Here is a 16,012-nt window from a genome sequence, read left to right on the forward strand (position 1 = left end):
AAGCTGGGCGGGTGATCATCCTCGCCGCCACTCCGATCGGAAATCTCGGCGACGCATCTCGCCGCCTCGTGGAGGTGCTGGAGAACGCCGAGGTCGTCGTCGCGGAGGACACCCGCACCACCCAGCGTCTGCTCAAGGCCCTGCAGATCGACAACAGGCCGCGCCTGATCGCCCTGCATGACCACAACGAGAAGCAGAAAGCGGCCGAGCTGGCAGCCCTCGCGGCGGAGACCGACATCGTGGTGATGAGCGATGCCGGGATGCCGACCGTCAGCGACCCCGGGTACGGACTGGTCGCCGAGGCCGTCGCCCAGGGCGTGACGGTGACCGCGATCCCCGGGCCGAGCGCGGTGCTGATGGCGCTCGCGATCTCGGGCCTGCCCACCGACCGCTTCACGTTCGAGGGGTTCCTGCCGCGCAAGCCGGGGGAGCGTCGCTCCACACTGCGCGCGCTGGCCGCCGAACCCCGCACCATGGTCTTCTTCGAGTCGCCCGCCCGCCTCGCCAGCGCTCTCGCCGACATGGGTGCCGCCTTCGGCGACGAGCGGCGGATCGCGGTGTGCCGCGAGCTCACGAAGCTCTACGAGGAGGTGCGCCGCGGCACCTCCTCCGAACTCGTCGCCTGGGCCGAGAACGGAGTGAAGGGCGAGATCGTCGTCGTGGTCGAAGGGGCGTCGCGTCGTGATGCCTCCCCGGAAGACGCCCTCGTCCAGGTGCAGAAGCTCGTCGCCGACGGCATCCGGCTGAAGGATGCCGCGTCCGAGGTCGCGGCCCTCACCGGTCTCTCCTCCCGAGACCTCTACCAGGCCGCCCTCGCCGCCCGATCCGGAGGGGCGTCGGCGTGAGCAAGGCGGCGACCGTGTACGACGTGGCCGATCGGGCCGGCGTCTCGATCGCCACGGTCTCGCGGGTGCTGCGCTCGCCGGACGCCGTGCGTCCGGTCACCCGCGAACGCGTGCTCGACGCCGTCGCCGCGCTGGGGTACGTCCCCAGCGGCAGTGCCAGGGGCCTCGCCGAGCGGCGGACAGGGGTGCTGGGGCTGTACTTCCCCGGATTCGACGCCGCGGAGGATGCCCCGCCTCTCGACGCCCTCTCCGCCGCCGACAGCGAGGCGCCGCCGTTCGCGATCGTCCGCGAGGAGGCGGAGGTCGACGGCCGGCACACCTCGATGCTGTTCCTCGACGAGGTGCTGCGCGGTGCGGAGCTGGAGGCGTGGAAGCAGGGCTTCGTGCTGATGGTCGGGGTCGGACGTGACGACCCCGATCGCTCCACCGTGCGGGACATGGCCGGCCGGGTTGACGGGCTCATGGTCCTCGCCAGCAGCGTGCCCGACGACGTGCTGGCTCGACTGGCGCGACGCATCCCCGTGGTGGTGCTCTCCGGCCCCCCGCGCGGCGATCACTACGACCACGTGACGGTGAGCAACGCCGAGGCGATGGCCGAGCTGACCAGGCACGTGCTGGCTCAGGTGGGGGACGGGCGGCTCGCCTTCCTCGCGGGGCCGGCGGACTCACCGGATGGACTGCAGCGCTGGGAGGGCTTCGCCGCTGCCGTGGCGGAGGCCGGCGGATCACTCGACGACGTGACGGTGCGGCGCGGCGACTTCACCCGGGCCTCCGGGCGCCAGGCCGCCGAGGAGCTTCTCGCGGCCGGCACGCCGGCCGCGCTCATCTGCGCGAACGATCAGATGGCCCTCGGCGCGCTCGACGTGTTCCGCGGCGCGGGCGTCCGGGTGCCGGACGACGTGCTGGTGACGGGCTTCGACGGCATCGAGGCCGCCGCGCTCTCGCAGCCGCCGCTGACCACGATCCGCCAGCCGATGATCGACCTCGGGCGCGCGGCGGTGCAGGTGCTCGCCCGCCGCCTCGAGAACGCCGACGCCGACCCCGTGGTCGCGCGGCTGCCGCTGCAGATCCTGCTGCGCGAGAGCTCTCTGCGCCCCGCCTGACGGCTCGACACATGCCCCGGTGGCGGTGTCAAGGGGTTGCGATCGCAAAATGTATGCGCTTACAATCACTGAGGCGGCGCAGGATGCCGTTCATGACAGAGACGACATGAGGTGGCAGATGTCCGGTGGAAGAACACCGAGAGGGCGCGTGATCCAGCGCTGGCGCCGAGCGGCGATCGTAGGCCTGGCGGCCGTCGCGGTCGCACTCAGCGGCTGCAGCATCCAGATCACATCCCAACCCGATCCGTCGATCGGCGCCGACACGATGCTGATCAACGCCGACAAGGGCAACCCGTTCTTCACGAAGAACTTCAACCCGTATCTCACCAACACGCGCACGGCGTCGCGGTGGATCTACGAGCCGCTGATCCTGATCAACCCGCTCGACGGCACCCAGAACCCGTGGCTCGCCTCCGAGTGGTCCCAGCCCGACGCCCGCACGATCGTGATGACGATCCGCGACGACGTGACCTGGAGCGACGGCGAAGACCTCACTCCCGAGGACGTCGCCTTCACGTTCCAGCTGTTGAAGGACAACCCGTCCCTCGACATCAAGGGCGCATGGCAGCACCTCGAGAGCGTCGAGACCGAGGGCGGCGACGTGATCCTGCACCTCAAGACCGACGACGCTCCTTCCCTGTCGATCCTCGGGCAGACCATGATCGTCCCTGAGCATCTCTGGGCCGATGTGAAGGACCCCGGCACCTACCGCAACGAGACGCCGGTCGGCACCGGCCCCTTCGTGCTCGGCAACTACAACGACCAGCAGTACTCGATGGACAAGAACCCCGACTACTGGCAGGCAGACTCGATCGAGATCGAGCACATCATCCTCCCCGCCACGAACTCGCAGCTGGACACCGTCAGTCGCGGCTACGACTGGGCCTACGCCTTCATCTCCGATGTCGAGGGCACCTGGGGCGCGGCGAGTGAGCACAACTCCTGGTGGTTCCCGCCGGGCGGCGTGATCGCGCTGATGCCGAACCTCGAGGTCGCGCCCTTCGACGACGTGAACGTGCGCCGTGGCATCGCGCTCTCCCTCGACCGTGCGGAGATCGCCGAGACCGCCTCCGAGGGGTACATGAAGCCGGCCGGTCAGACCGGGCTCATCCTCCCCAACCAGGAGCAGTACCTGGATCCGAGCATCCCCGACCAGGGCATGATCACGCAGGACAAGGATGCCGCCCTCGCCGCCTTCGCCGAAGCCGGATACTCCCTCGACGGCGATCGCCTGGTGGATGGGAACGGGGAGCAGCTGGAATTCGCCCTCACCACCGCCAACGGCTTCACCGACTGGACCAGGGCCGCGCAGACCGTGCGCAGCCAGCTCGCCGACGTGGGCGTGAAGGTCACGCTCAAGCTCCCGCAGCCCGCGGGCTACCAGAGCGCGATCAGCAACGGCGACTTCGAGATGGCGATCGGCGGCATGGGCAACGGCGACGTCTACCAGGCGTACAACAACCTGCTCTCCAGCGAGTTCTACGTGCCGTCGGGAGAGCCGACGGCGAACAACTTCGAGCGCTACAGCTCGGAGAAGGTCGACGCGCTGCTCGCGGAGTACCGCGAGACCGTCGACACCGCCCGCCAGGCCGAGATCGTGAAGGAGCTGCAGGGCATCGTCTACGACGAGATGCCCGTGATCGGCCTCTACTACGGCGGCATCTGGGGCCTGTTCAACGACGCCAAGTTCACCGGCTGGCCGAGTGAGGAAGACCCGTACATGATCCCGCAGAACTACGACTCCGCGCCGCTGATGATCTTCACGCACCTGAAGCGCGTCAAGGGGGACGACCGATGAAGTACGCGCTGCAGAAGTTCGGCCTGTTCGTGCTCACGCTGTGGGCCGCGGTCACCCTGAACTTCTTCCTCCCGCGGATGATGCCGGGTTCTCCGGCGGATGCCGCCATCGCGAAGCTGTCCCAGAACGGGCCGGTGTCCGATGCCACGCGTGCCGCCATCGAGGCGCAGCTGGGCGTTCCGACCGGGTCGCTGTGGGATCAGTACATCGCCTACCTCGGTCAGGTCGTCCGGCTCGACTTCGGCGTCTCGTACACGTTCTACCCGCAGTCGGTGTCGAGCATGGTGTCCACGGCCCTGCCGTACACGATCGGCCTCGTCGGCATCGTCACGATCCTCGCGTTCGTGATCGGAACGCTGATCGGCGTCTCGGCGGCCTGGCGACGGGGCACCTGGCTCGACAGCCTCCCGACGCTGACCGGCTCGTTCCTCAGCACGTTCCCCTACTTCTGGACCGCGCTGCTGCTGCTGTTCTTCTTCGGCTACGTGCTGCACTGGTTCCCGACCACGGGCGCCTACTCCGCGACGACGACCCCCGGATTCACATGGGAGTTCCTCGGAGACCTGCTCAGCCACGCGTTCCTTCCCGCGCTGACGATCCTGCTCACCTCGCTGGGCGGATGGATCATCGGGATGCGCAACGCCATGATCAACACGCTCGGCGAGGACTACATCACGTTCGGCGAGGCGAACGGCCTGCACGGGCGCACGATCGCCCTCCGCTACGCCGCGCGCAACGCGATCCTGCCCAACCTCACCGGCTTCGGGCTCACGCTCGGCGGTGTCGTCGGCGGATCGATCCTCGTGGAGCAGGTGTTCGGGTATCCGGGCATCGGGTATCTGCTGTTCAACGCCGTGATCGGGCAGGACTACCCGCTCATGCAGGCGCTCTTCCTGATGATCACCGTGAGCGTGCTCATCGCCAACTTCCTCGTTGACATCCTGTACGGGGTACTCGACCCAAGGACCCGCCGATGACTTCCACCATGAACGTCAAGATCCCCGCCGAGCGCATCGCCGCGCCCAGCCCGTGGCGTGCCTTCGGGCGCATGGTCGCCACCCTCTGGAGCAACGGCAAGGCACGGCTCGGACTGTGCATCCTCGCCTTCTTCGTGCTGGTGGCGGTGTTCGCCCCGCTCCTGGCCCCTTACGGCGCGAAGGACAACACCTTCGAGCGCAACGCCGATGCCTCCTGGGCGCACTGGCTCGGCACGACGGCGGCGGGAGAGGACGTGCTCAGCCAGCTCATCTACGGCGCGCAGATCAGCCTCCTGGTCGGCTTCGCCGCCGGCATCCTGTCCACCATCGTGGCCGTGCTCATCGGCCTCAGCTGGGGATACATGCGGGGCTTCGCCGGCGAGGTGGTCGGCTTCATCGTCAACCTCTTCCTGGTGATCCCCGGACTCCCGCTGATGATCGTGATCGCCGCGTATCTGCAGAACGGCGGCATCCTGATGATCATCGCGGTCATCGTGGTGACCGGCTGGGCGTGGGGTGCTCGCGTGCTCCGCAGCCAGACGCAGTCGCTGCGCGGCAACGACTTCGTCACCTCGGCGCAGTTCTCGGGTGACAGCAGGGCGCGCATCGTGTTCCGCGAGATCCTGCCGAACATGACGTCGATCATCGCCGGCACGCTCTTCGGAGCGGCCACGGCGGCGATCCTCGCGGAGGCGGGGCTGGAGTTCCTCGGCCTCGGCGACTCCAGCATCGTCAGCTGGGGCACCATGCTCTACTGGGCGCAGAACTCCAACTCCCTGCTCACCGGACAGTGGCTGCTGCTGTTCGCCCCCGGTCTGTGCATCGCACTGCTGGCGCTGAGCCTGACACTGATCAACTTCGGCGTGGACGGCATCTCCAATCCGCGCCTGCGAGAGGGGAAGGGCCGATGACCGCCATGGCACCCGAGACCACGCCGATGCCGAACGACATCCTGCTCGACGTGCAGGGGCTCTCCGTGGAGTACGCCTCGCCGGGCACGAAGCCCGTCACCGCGGTCGAGAACGTCTCGTTCTCGCTGCGCCGCGGCGAGTTCGTCGGGCTGGTCGGCGAGTCGGGGTCCGGCAAGTCGACCCTCGGCTTCGCGCTCACCCGACTGCAGAAGCCGCCGGCGCGGATCAGTGCAGGGCGCATCCTCTTCGGGGGCCGCGACATCCGCGAACTGGATGCGGAGGAGCTGCGTCGCCAGCGCCAGGGCGGGTTCGCCATGGTGCTGCAGTCGGGCATGAACGCGCTCAACCCGGTGCGCACGGTCGGCAACCACTTCCGCGACATCTTCGCCGCGCACGGCCACGTACCCAAAGACGCGCGCGATGCACGTGCCCGGGAACTGATCGGCAAGGTCGGACTCGACGCGTCGGTGCTCGCCCGCTACCCCGGTGAGCTCTCCGGCGGCATGCGTCAGCGCGCATCGATCGCGCTCGCGCTCTCGCTCGAACCGCAGCTGATGGTGTTCGACGAGCCCACCACCGCGCTCGACGTGCTCGTGCAGCACGCGGTCATGGACACGATCAAGGAGCTGCAGCGCGCCGAGCATTTCACGGCCATCCTCATCAGCCACGACCTCGGCATCGTGCTCGAGGCGACGGACAGGGTGATGGTGATGCACGAGGGCCACATCGTCGAGGACGCCAGGAGCATCGACATCCTCGAACGCCCGCAGGACGAGTACACGCGGATGCTGCTGAGCCACTACGCAGACCCTCGGGCGGAGAAGATCGAGATCCCCGGCTTCCTCGACGCCGGTACGCGTCGTCGCCAAGGACGCGCGCGGACCGATGTCACCGAGACGCTGCCGACCGTCTCCTCGCGCGACACCCGTCGTGCGGATGCGGCGATCGTGGTGCAGGGCGTCTCGAAGCACTACCCGGCACCGCGACGGGGACAGGACGCCGTGACCGCGGTCGACGACGTGTCGTTCCGGCTCGAACCGGGCGAGGCGCTCGCGCTCGTCGGCGCCTCGGGCTCGGGCAAGTCGACCATCGCCAAGATGCTCACCGGCGTCGAGAAGCCGACCTCCGGCACGGTGCACTTCGGCGATGTCGACGTGGCGTCCCTCAAGCGGCGGGGTCTGCGCGATCTGCGCAAGGACGTGCAGATGGTCTTCCAGGACCCGTATGCGGCACTGAACCCGCTGCACACCGTCGAGTACGCCCTCACGCGCCCGGTCATGAACTACACCACGCCGCGAGGATCCGAGGCCAGGGCCCGCGTGCTCGAACTGCTCGAGACGGTCGGCCTCACGCCCGTCGAGCAGTTCGCGGCGAAGCTGCCGCACCAGCTCTCCGGCGGACAGCGGCAGCGCGTCGTGATCGCCAGGGCACTCGCGAGCGACCCGCAGGTGCTGATCGCCGACGAGCCCGTCTCGATGCTCGACGTCTCGCTGCGCGCCGGGGTCCTGGCGCTGCTGGAGGACCTGCGCGAGAGATGGGGCATCAGCATGCTCTACATCACGCACGACCTGCTGAGCGCGAGGCTGGTGACCCAGAACATCCTGGTGCTCAACGGCGGACGCGTGGTCGAACGCGGCGAGACCGCGGAGGTGCTGCAGCATCCGGAGGATCCGTACACGATCCAGTTGCTGGACGCCGTGCCCAATCCCACACGAATCCGATAGAACCCTCGATCCGTACATCAACACCGAGAGGAGCACTCGTGCTCGCATTCCCCGACGGCTTCCTGTGGGGTGCCGCGACAGCGGCCCACCAGGTGGAGGGCAACAACACCACGAGCAACTGGTGGGCGATGGAACACGCCCCCGGCTCGCCCATGGTGGAGCCCTCCGGCGACGCCGCCGATCACTTCCATCGCTACCCGGAGGACATGCGGCTGCTCGCCGACGCCGGGCTGAACTCCTACCGATTCTCGGTGGAGTGGGCGCGGATCGAGCCCGAGCGCGGCTTCGTCTCCCGGGCGATGCTCGACCACTACCGCCGCATGATCGACACGGCGCGCGAGAACGGGCTCGACCCCACGGTCACGCTCATGCACTTCACGGTGCCGCAGTGGTTCCAGAAGGACGGCTTCTGGCGCGCCGATGATGCGGTCGACCTGTTCGCCCGCTACGTCGAGACCGTGCTGCCGATCCTCGACGGCATCGACTACGTGTGCACCATCAACGAGCCGAACATCGCCGCGATGCTGGCCGGGGGAGAGGACGCGGCGAATCTGGTCGCCTATGGCCTCCCGAACCCCGACCTCGCGGTGGCCGACACGCTGCTCGATGCGCACCACCGTGCCACCGAGATCCTGCACTCGGTACCGGGAGTCAAAGCCGGATGGACGATCGCCACGCAGGCGTTCCACTCCACCGGTGAGCCCGGCGCCGACGAGATGCTCGCCACGTACGGCGACCCGCGCGACCACTGGTACCTCGACCAGTCGGCCGGCGACGACTTCGTCGGAGTGCAGGCCTACACCCGCACCTTCATCGGCCCCGAGGGTCCGCTGCCCGTATCGCCGGACGTCGAGACCACGCTGACCGGCTGGGAGTTCTTCCCCGAGGCACTCGAGATGGGTGTGCGCAGCGCCTGGGAGCGCAGTGGCGGCGTGCCGGTGCTCGTGACCGAGAACGGCATCGCGACCGCCGACGACACCCGGCGAATCGCCTACACGCAGGGAGCGCTGGAGGGATTGCACCGCGCGATCTCCGACGGCATCGACGTGCGGGCCTACCAGCACTGGAGCGCCCTGGACAACTACGAGTGGGCCAGCGGCTTCCGGCCCACGTTCGGGCTGATCGGCTTCGACCACGAGACGTTCGCGCGCTCGCCGAAGCCCTCGCTCGCGTGGCTGGGTGAGGTCGCGCGCCGCAACGGTCTCTGAGACCGGTCGACGACCCCGCCTCGGATGCGCCCCCGGCATCCGTGGCGGGGTTACCCTCGGGTCATGACGAACGCCATGCACGCGACCAGGGAGGACACGCTCCGCTCGGCCGCAGCCGGACTGAGCGCATCGTTCCTCGCCGTCGGCCTGGCGGAACTCGTCGCCGCGGTGGTGGAGCCGAGCGCGAGTCCGTTCGCCGTGATCGGCAGCGGGCTCATCGACCTCGCACCGAGCTGGGCGAAGGACACAGCCATCGCGCTGTTCGGCACCGGCGACAAGGTGGCGCTGATCGTGGGCATCGCCTTGGTGCTCGTGGTCGTCGCCGCCGGCGCGGGCATCCTGGAGCGTCGACGGTCCGGTGTCGGCGCCGTGATCCTGGGAGCACTCGGCGTCCTCGCCGTCGTCGCCGCGATGATCCGCCCCGGTGCGGGGCCGTTCGCCTGGCTTCCCGGTCTCGTCGCCGGTCTGGTCGCGGTGATCGTCCTGCGCCTCCTCGTCGCTCGACTGCGTCCGGTCGCCGGCCTGCCACCCGACGGCGAGGATCGGAGACGGTTCCTGATCTGGACCGCCGGGGTCGCCGCCGCCGGCGCCGTCGCCCTCATCGTCGGGAACGTCGCCCGCGGCGCGACCCGTTCGATCGAGGCGGTCCGCGCGGCACTGCGACTGCCTGTCGCGGCACGACCGGCCGCCCCGGTCGCCGCCGGCGCGGAGCTGGGGATACCCGGCCTCGCCTCCGTCGTGACCCCGAACGCGGAGTTCTACCGCATCGACACCGCACTGATCGTGCCGCAGGTCGATCCTGCCGACTGGTCGCTGCGCATCCACGGGATGGTCGACCGCGAGGTGGAGATCACCTGGGACCAGCTGCTCGCCATGCCGATGCAGGAGTCCGACGTGACGCTCGCGTGCGTGTCGAACGAAGTGGGCGGCTCGCTGATCGGCAACGCCCGCTGGCTGGGTGTGCCGGTGCGGGAGCTGCTCGCACGTGCGGGCGTCGACGCCGAGGCCAACATGGTGCTCTCGACCTCCGCCGACGGCTTCACGGCATCGACCCCGATCGAGGCTCTGACCGATGACCGCGACGCCCTGCTCGCGGTCGGCATGAACGGCGAGCCGCTGCCGATCGAGCACGGCTTCCCGGTGCGGATGGTGGTGCCGGGGCTCTACGGCTACGTGTCGGCCACGAAGTGGGTCACGCAGCTGGAGGTGACGCGGTTCGACCGTGCGAAGGCCTATTGGACGACGCGGGGATGGTCCGATCGCGGACCGGTCAAGCTGCAGTCGCGCATCGACGTGCCACGCCGCGGGCAGTCGATCCCGGCGGGAGACGCGGTGATCGCCGGAATGGCCTGGCAGCAGCACGTCGGCATCGCCGGCGTCGAGGTGCGCATCGACGACGGTCCCTGGCGTGCCGCGGAACTCGCGACCGCCATCTCGGCCGACACGTGGGTGCAGTGGAGCATCGACTGGGTGGCGGAGAGCGGCGCGCACACCGTCGAATGCCGGGCGCTCAGCGTCGATGGCGAGACGCAGACAGCGGATCCGGCGGCGCCCGCGCCCGACGGCGCGCAGGGGTGGCATCGGATCGACGTGTCGGTGGCGTGAGCCGGGGGAGACCTCCGGCGCACGGCGTAACCCCCCGCGGTATCCCGCCTAGAATTGCTCCATGCCCGCAGGCGAATCCTTCTACATCACCACGCCCATCTACTACCCGTCCGACGTGCCCCACATCGGCCACGGGTACACGACGGTGGCCGTCGACACCCTCGCACGGTGGCACCGCCAGGCGGGGGATGACACCTGGATGCTCACGGGCACCGACGAGCACGGGCAGAAGATGCTGCGGGCCGCGGCGGCGAACAACGTCACCCCGCAGGAGTGGGTCGACAAGCTCGTCAGCGAGAGCTGGTTCCCGCTGCTGAAGACGCTCGACGTCGCCAACGACGACTTCATCCGCACCACGCAGGAACGCCACGAGACGAACGTGCAGACGTTCTTCCAGCGCCTGTACGACCGCGGCTACATCTACGCGGGCGAGTACGAGGCGCTCTACTGCGTGGGCTGCGAGGAGTTCAAGCCCGAGTCGGAGATCGTCGACGGCACCGGTCCCTTCGAGGGGCTGAAGGTCTGTGCGATCCACTCGAAGCCGCTGGAGCTGCTGCAGGAGAAGAACTACTTCTTCAAGCTCAGCGAGTTCCAGGACCGTCTGCTCGAGCTCTACAAGACCCAGCCCGACTTCGTGCGCCCCGACTCGGCACGCAACGAGGTCGTCTCCTTCGTGAGCCAGGGACTCAAGGACCTGTCGATCTCGCGGTCGACGTTCGACTGGGGCATCCCGCTGCCGTGGGACGAGTCGCATGTCATCTACGTGTGGGTCGACGCCCTGCTCAACTACGCCACGGCGGTGGGCTACGGCTCCGACGAGGAGACCTTCGAGCGTCGCTGGCCCGCGTACCACGTGGTCGGCAAGGACATCCTGCGCTTCCACGCGGTGATCTGGCCGGCGCTGCTGATGGCGGCAGGCCTCGAGGTGCCCAAGGGCGTCTTCGCGCACGGCTGGCTGCTCGTCGGCGGCGAGAAGATGTCGAAGTCGAAGCTCACCGGCATCGCGCCGACCGAGATCACCGATGTCTTCGGTTCCGACGCCTACCGCTTCTACTTCCTCTCCGCGATCGCCTTCGGCCAGGACGGCTCGTTCTCGTGGGAAGACCTGTCGGCCCGCTATCAGGCCGAGCTCGCGAACGGCTTCGGCAACCTCGCCTCGCGCACGACCGCGATGATCGAGAAGTACTTCGAGGGCGTCGTTCCCCCCGCGGCCGAGTACACCGAGAAGGATCTCGCTATCCAGAAGATCGTGGCGGATGCGGCGACGAACGCGGATGCCGCGGTCGCGCAGTTCCGCATCGACGAGGCGATCTCGTCGATCTGGACGATCGTCGACGCGCTGAACGGCTACATCACCGTGAACGAGCCGTGGGCGTTGGCCAAGCAGGCGAACAGCGGAGACGAGGACCAGCGCGCGCGCCTCGGCACCGTGCTGTACACCTGCGCCGAGGGCCTGCGCGCGCTCGCGGTGCTGCTCTCGCCGGTGATGCCGCAGTCGACCGAGAAGCTCTGGATCGCCCTCGGGGCCGCTGAGACCCTGGGCCGTCTGCAGGACCAGCCGATCCGCGAGGCCGGCACCTGGGGCGTGCTTCGTCCCGGTACCAGCGTGAACGGCCTCGCCCCGCTGTTCCCGCGGGTGGAGACCACGGCCTGAGTTGCGGCCCGACGACGGAGCCCGACGACATGGCCGAGACCTACGTGCGTGAGCGCTCGGGGGACGGACGCAAGGATCTGAAGTATCCGTCCGCCCCCGAGCCGCTGACGGTTCCGGTGTACGACAACCATGCGCACCTGGAGATCGTCGACGGCGACGAGCCGCTGTCGCTGACCGAGCAGCTCGACCGCGCGGCGGCCGTGGGCATCGCCGGGGTCGTCCAGGCCTCGGGCGACATCGAGTCGTCGCGGTGGGCTGTCGAGGCCGCGGCATCCGACCCGCGCGTGCTCGCCGCCGTCGCGATCCATCCCAACGACGCGCCGACCTATGCCGAGGAAGGTCGACTCGACGAGGCGATCGCGGTGATCGACGAACTCGCCGCCCACCCGCGCACCAGGGCGATCGGCGAGACGGGCCTGGACTTCTTCCGCACGGAGCCCGAGCGGCAGGCGCCGCAGTTCGAGTCGTTCGAGGCGCACATCGCCCTCGCGAAAAAGCACGGCATCGCGATGCAGATCCACGATCGCGACGCGCACGAGGCGGTGCTGGAGACGCTCGCCCGCGTCGGTGCGCCGGAGCGCACGGTGTTCCACTGCTTCTCGGGCGATGACGCGATGGCCCGCATCTGCGCCGACGCCGGTTACCACCTGTCGTTCGCGGGGAACCTCACGTTCAAGAACGCCCAGAACCTGCGCGACGCGCTGCAGGTCACCCCGCTCGATCGCATCCTGGTCGAGACGGACGCCCCGTTCCTCACTCCGGTGCCGCTGCGAGGCCGCCCGAACGCGCCGTACCTCGTGCCGATCACGGTGCGCTTCATGGCTGCGGAGCTCGGCATCGACGTGGATGAGCTGTGCGCCCAGCTCGCCCAGAACACCCTGCGGGTCTACGGCTCGTTCGCCGACTGACTCGCGGGTTCCGCGTCGTCGGGCCCGGTGTCGGCGATGGGCTTCGCCGACACGATCTGTGAGATGGGCTTCCACACCAGCAGCAGCGTGAGGGCCGCGCCGACGAACGCGAACCACCACGGCGCGGTTAGCCCCCATACCTGGGCGATCACGCCGCCGAGCGCCTGTCCGACGACCATGCCGCCGAAGACTCCGACCATGTTCACCGAGGCCACCCGCCCCTGCAGCTCGGCGGGCACCAGGCGCTGCCGCACGGTCGTGGAGATCGTGCCCCACACGAACGCATAGGCGCCGAAGAAGAACATGATGACCAGCGCGACCCAGCCGGTCGTGGTCAGCGCGAACGACAGGTGCATGAGCACTTCGAGCGACAGCACCACCCGCATCAGCGTCGCGAAGGACACGTGCCTCTCCAGCCAGCCGAAGCTGAGCGTCGCGAGGATGCCGCCGGCCGCTGACGCGGTCGTGAGCGCTCCGTAGCCGACAGCGCCCATGTGCAGGTGCTCGGTGGCGTACAGCACGAGCACGCCCCAGGGGGCTGCCCAGGTGATGTTGAAGACCAGGATGATGAGCACGAGCATGCGCACCGGAGGGTTGCGCCACAGCCAGCGCAGACCTTCGGCGATGTCGGTGTGCACGGGCGGGTGCGTATCGGTCTCGCGGGGCGGGACGGGCGTCTTGGCCATGCGCGAGATGAGCACGACCGCGAAGCTCACGCACACGACTTCGAGCAGGAACGGCCAGGCAGTGCCCGCGGCGAACAGGAACGCGCCCAGCGGCGGGCCGGCGAACTGGTTCGCCACGAGGTATCCGGCCTGCAGACGCGCGTTGCCGATCCCGAGGTCGGCGGGCTTCACGAGCATCGGCAGCAGAGTGCTGCCCGCCGTGTCGACGAAGACCTCGGCGGTGCCGTAGAGGAACGCGACGGCGAGCACGATCCAGATGTTCGCGAGGCCCGTGATGAGGAAGATGCACAGCGCCGCGAGCACCACGGCTCTGGCGGCGTTCGCGAACATGACGAGGCGCCGACGGTCGAAGCGGTCGGCGATCGCGCCCGCGTGCAGCCCGAACAGCAACCAGGGGAGGAACTCCAGGATCGCACCGGCCGCCACCAGGATCGGCGAGGATGTCATCGACGCGATGAGCAGGGGAGCGGCCGCGAGGGCGACGCCGTCGCCGATGTTGCTCGTCCACGAGGAGGCGAGCAGCCATCGGAAGTCCCGGCCCATGCGGCGGGGCGCGACGAGTTCACCGAGGGAGGGCACCAGAGAAGACTACTGACGGCGGGAGACATCGGTGCCGTGGGGGAGAATGGGAGGATGACCGTCACCCTGCTCGGCGCCACCGAGATCCGCCGCCTCGCCGCCGAGCTCGACGTCACCCCGACGAAGAAGCTCGGCCAGAACTTCGTCACCGACGCGAACACCGTGCGCAAGATCGTGCAGGCGGCCCGCGTGCAGCCGGACGAGCGCGTGGTCGAGGTCGGCCCGGGGCTCGGGTCGCTGACACTCGCGATCCTGGAGACCGGCGCATCGGTCACGGCCGTCGAGATCGATCACCGCCTCGCGGCCCGCCTCGCGCAGACCGCCGCCGAGCACGGCGTCGAAGCCGACCGCCTCACGGTCGTCGATGCCGATGCGCTGCGCATCACCGAGCTGCCTGGCGAGCCGACGGTGCTGGTGGCCAACCTGCCCTACAACGTCTCGGTGCCGGTGCTGCTGCACTTCCTCGAGAACTTCGCCTATCTGCAGCGCGGTGTCGTGATGGTCCAGGCCGAGGTCGCCGAGCGGCTGGCCGCGAAGCCCGGTTCGAAGATCTACGGCTCGCCCAGCGTCAAGGCCGCCTGGTACGGCGAGTGGAAGCTCTCCGGGAACGTCTCCCGTCAGGTGTTCTGGCCGGTGCCGAACGTCGACAGCCTGCTCGTCGGCTTCGACCGTTCCGCGGGGGAGCGGGGCACCGAAGAGGAACGTCGTCGCACGTTCCGGATCGTCGACGCCGCCTTCAACCAGCGTCGCAAGATGCTCCGTCAGGCGCTGTCCGGCATCTTCGGCAGTTCCGCGGCGGCCTCCGAGGTGCTGATCGCCGCCGGCGTCGCGCCGACGGCTCGTGGCGAGGACCTCACCGTCGAGGACTACCAGCGCATCGCACAGCATGCGGCCGCGTCCGAGGTTCTCACTGACGACGTCGCTCCCACCCAGTAACCTGGCACCGTGAACGAGTCCCCCCGCTTCCGCCCCGATGTCCCCGAGCTGCACCGTCCGTACGCGGCCGACGAGAGTCGCTATCAGCAGTTCGCCTACCGGCAGGTCGGCACCTCCGGCCTGTACCTGCCGCCGATCTCGCTCGGGCTGTGGTGGAACTTCGGCGACAACATCCCGCTCGACAATCAGCGCGCACTGCTGCGCCACGCGTTCGACCGCGGCATCACCCACTTCGATCTGGCGAACAACTACGGTCCGCCCTACGGCTCGGCCGAGAAGAACTTCGGCCGCATCTTCGCCGAGGACTTCCGCCCGTACCGCGACGAGCTGATCATCTCGTCGAAGGCCGGATGGGACATGTGGCCGGGGCCGTACGGAGACTTCGCGAGCCGCAAGTACATCCTCGCGAGCGCCGAGCAGTCGCTGACCCGCATGGGGCTCGACTACGTCGACATCTTCTACTCGCACCGGGTCGACCCGGTCACCCCGATCGCTGAGACGGTCGGCGCCCTCGATACCCTCGTCCGCCAGGGCAAGGCGCTCTACGTCGGCATCTCGTCGTACAGCGCCGAGCGCACGGCAGAAGCCGTCGCGGTCGCGAAGGATCTCGGCACACCGCTCGTCATCCACCAGCCGGCGTACTCGATCCTCAACCGCTGGGTCGAAGACGGACTGACGGACACGCTCGAGCAGTCGGGCCTCGGGGCGATCGCCTTCACGCCGCTGGCGCAGGGGCTGCTCACCGACAAGTACCTCGGAGACGGCACGGCCGAGCGTGCGCAGAAGCGCGGCTCGCTGCCCGAGGGCCGGCTCACAGAGGAGGCCGTCCAGACGCTGCGCTCGCTCAACGAGGTCGCACAGGGTCGCGGCCAGTCGCTCGCGCAGCTCGCGCTGCAGTGGACGCTGCGCACGCCCGTCGTGGCCTCCGCGCTGATCGGAGCCTCGCGTCCGGAGCAGCTCGACGAGAACATCGCGGCCGTGAACGGCCCTGCCTTCACCACCGAGGAGCTGGCCCGTATCGACGAGCTCGCCGGTGCCATCGACGTCAACCTGTGGGCGAAGTCCTCGGAGCTGTGAG

13 protein-coding genes are annotated in these 16,012 nt (G+C 68.9%); 12 read left to right on the forward strand and 1 reads right to left on the reverse strand.

The window, feature by feature from the left end:
* The first annotated feature begins 11 nt into the window (after positions 1-11).
* The 10 genes from rsmI to F6W70_RS04580 all read left to right on the forward strand — a co-directional run bounded on the left by rsmI (position 12) and on the right by F6W70_RS04580 (position 12,733).
* Positions 12-845, forward strand: a complete 834-nt coding sequence (gene rsmI, locus F6W70_RS04535) for a 16S rRNA (cytidine(1402)-2'-O)-methyltransferase (protein ID WP_055864887.1) — start codon at positions 12-14, stop codon at positions 843-845.
* The gene (locus tag F6W70_RS04540) at positions 842-1,948 is read left to right on the forward strand and encodes a LacI family DNA-binding transcriptional regulator (RefSeq protein ID WP_055864884.1); all 1,107 of its coding nucleotides are present in this window, start codon (positions 842-844) and stop codon (positions 1,946-1,948) included. Before rsmI ends, F6W70_RS04540 begins: the two co-directional genes overlap by 4 nt.
* Positions 1,949-2,096: 148 nt before the next feature.
* Complete coding sequence (locus F6W70_RS04545; protein WP_082524250.1) at positions 2,097-3,746, forward strand: ABC transporter substrate-binding protein; 1,650 nt, start codon at positions 2,097-2,099, stop codon at positions 3,744-3,746.
* Positions 3,743-4,723 carry an ABC transporter permease gene (locus F6W70_RS04550; protein ID WP_017828823.1) on the forward strand — a complete coding sequence of 327 codons (981 nt, stop codon included), beginning with the start codon at positions 3,743-3,745 and terminating at the stop codon, positions 4,721-4,723. Before F6W70_RS04545 ends, F6W70_RS04550 begins: the two co-directional genes overlap by 4 nt.
* On the forward strand, positions 4,720-5,634 hold the full coding sequence (locus tag F6W70_RS04555) for an ABC transporter permease (RefSeq protein WP_055873668.1): 915 nt from the start codon (positions 4,720-4,722) through the stop codon (positions 5,632-5,634). Before F6W70_RS04550 ends, F6W70_RS04555 begins: the two co-directional genes overlap by 4 nt.
* The gene (locus tag F6W70_RS04560) at positions 5,631-7,358 is read left to right on the forward strand and encodes an ABC transporter ATP-binding protein (RefSeq protein ID WP_151486025.1); all 1,728 of its coding nucleotides are present in this window, start codon (positions 5,631-5,633) and stop codon (positions 7,356-7,358) included. Before F6W70_RS04555 ends, F6W70_RS04560 begins: the two co-directional genes overlap by 4 nt.
* Positions 7,359-7,396: 38 nt before the next feature.
* On the forward strand, positions 7,397-8,566 hold the full coding sequence (locus tag F6W70_RS04565) for a glycoside hydrolase family 1 protein (RefSeq protein ID WP_127482699.1): 1,170 nt from the start codon (positions 7,397-7,399) through the stop codon (positions 8,564-8,566).
* Positions 8,567-8,629: 63 nt separating this feature from the next.
* A complete protein-coding gene (locus F6W70_RS04570) occupies positions 8,630-10,171 on the forward strand; it encodes a molybdopterin-dependent oxidoreductase (protein WP_318278795.1) in 1,542 nt (513 codons plus the stop codon).
* A 61-nt stretch (positions 10,172-10,232) separates the two neighbouring features.
* On the forward strand, positions 10,233-11,825 hold the full coding sequence (gene metG, locus F6W70_RS04575) for a methionine--tRNA ligase (RefSeq protein ID WP_151486026.1): 1,593 nt from the start codon (positions 10,233-10,235) through the stop codon (positions 11,823-11,825).
* A 29-nt stretch (positions 11,826-11,854) separates the two neighbouring features.
* Entirely contained in the window at positions 11,855-12,733 is an 879-nt protein-coding gene (locus F6W70_RS04580) for a TatD family hydrolase (protein WP_141387345.1), read from the forward strand.
* Here F6W70_RS04580 and F6W70_RS04585 read toward each other — a convergent pair.
* Positions 12,712-13,962 carry an MFS transporter gene (locus F6W70_RS04585; protein WP_151486630.1) on the reverse strand — a complete coding sequence of 417 codons (1,251 nt, stop codon included), beginning with the start codon at positions 13,960-13,962 and terminating at the stop codon, positions 12,712-12,714. The two genes, F6W70_RS04580 and F6W70_RS04585, sit on opposite strands and share 22 nt — an antisense overlap.
* 90 nt (positions 13,963-14,052) lie before the next feature.
* On the opposite strand from F6W70_RS04585, the gene rsmA reads away from it, so the two are divergent.
* Positions 14,053-14,934 carry a 16S rRNA (adenine(1518)-N(6)/adenine(1519)-N(6))-dimethyltransferase RsmA gene (gene rsmA, locus F6W70_RS04590; RefSeq protein WP_055873656.1) on the forward strand — a complete coding sequence of 294 codons (882 nt, stop codon included), beginning with the start codon at positions 14,053-14,055 and terminating at the stop codon, positions 14,932-14,934.
* A 9-nt stretch (positions 14,935-14,943) separates the two neighbouring features.
* Positions 14,944-16,011 carry an L-glyceraldehyde 3-phosphate reductase gene (gene mgrA / locus F6W70_RS04595; protein WP_127482696.1) on the forward strand — a complete coding sequence of 356 codons (1,068 nt, stop codon included), beginning with the start codon at positions 14,944-14,946 and terminating at the stop codon, positions 16,009-16,011.
* Position 16,012: the final 1 nt, after the last annotated feature.

The organism is Microbacterium maritypicum, from assembly GCF_008868125.1.
GTDB classification, from domain to species: Bacteria; Actinomycetota; Actinomycetes; order Actinomycetales; family Microbacteriaceae; genus Microbacterium; species Microbacterium maritypicum.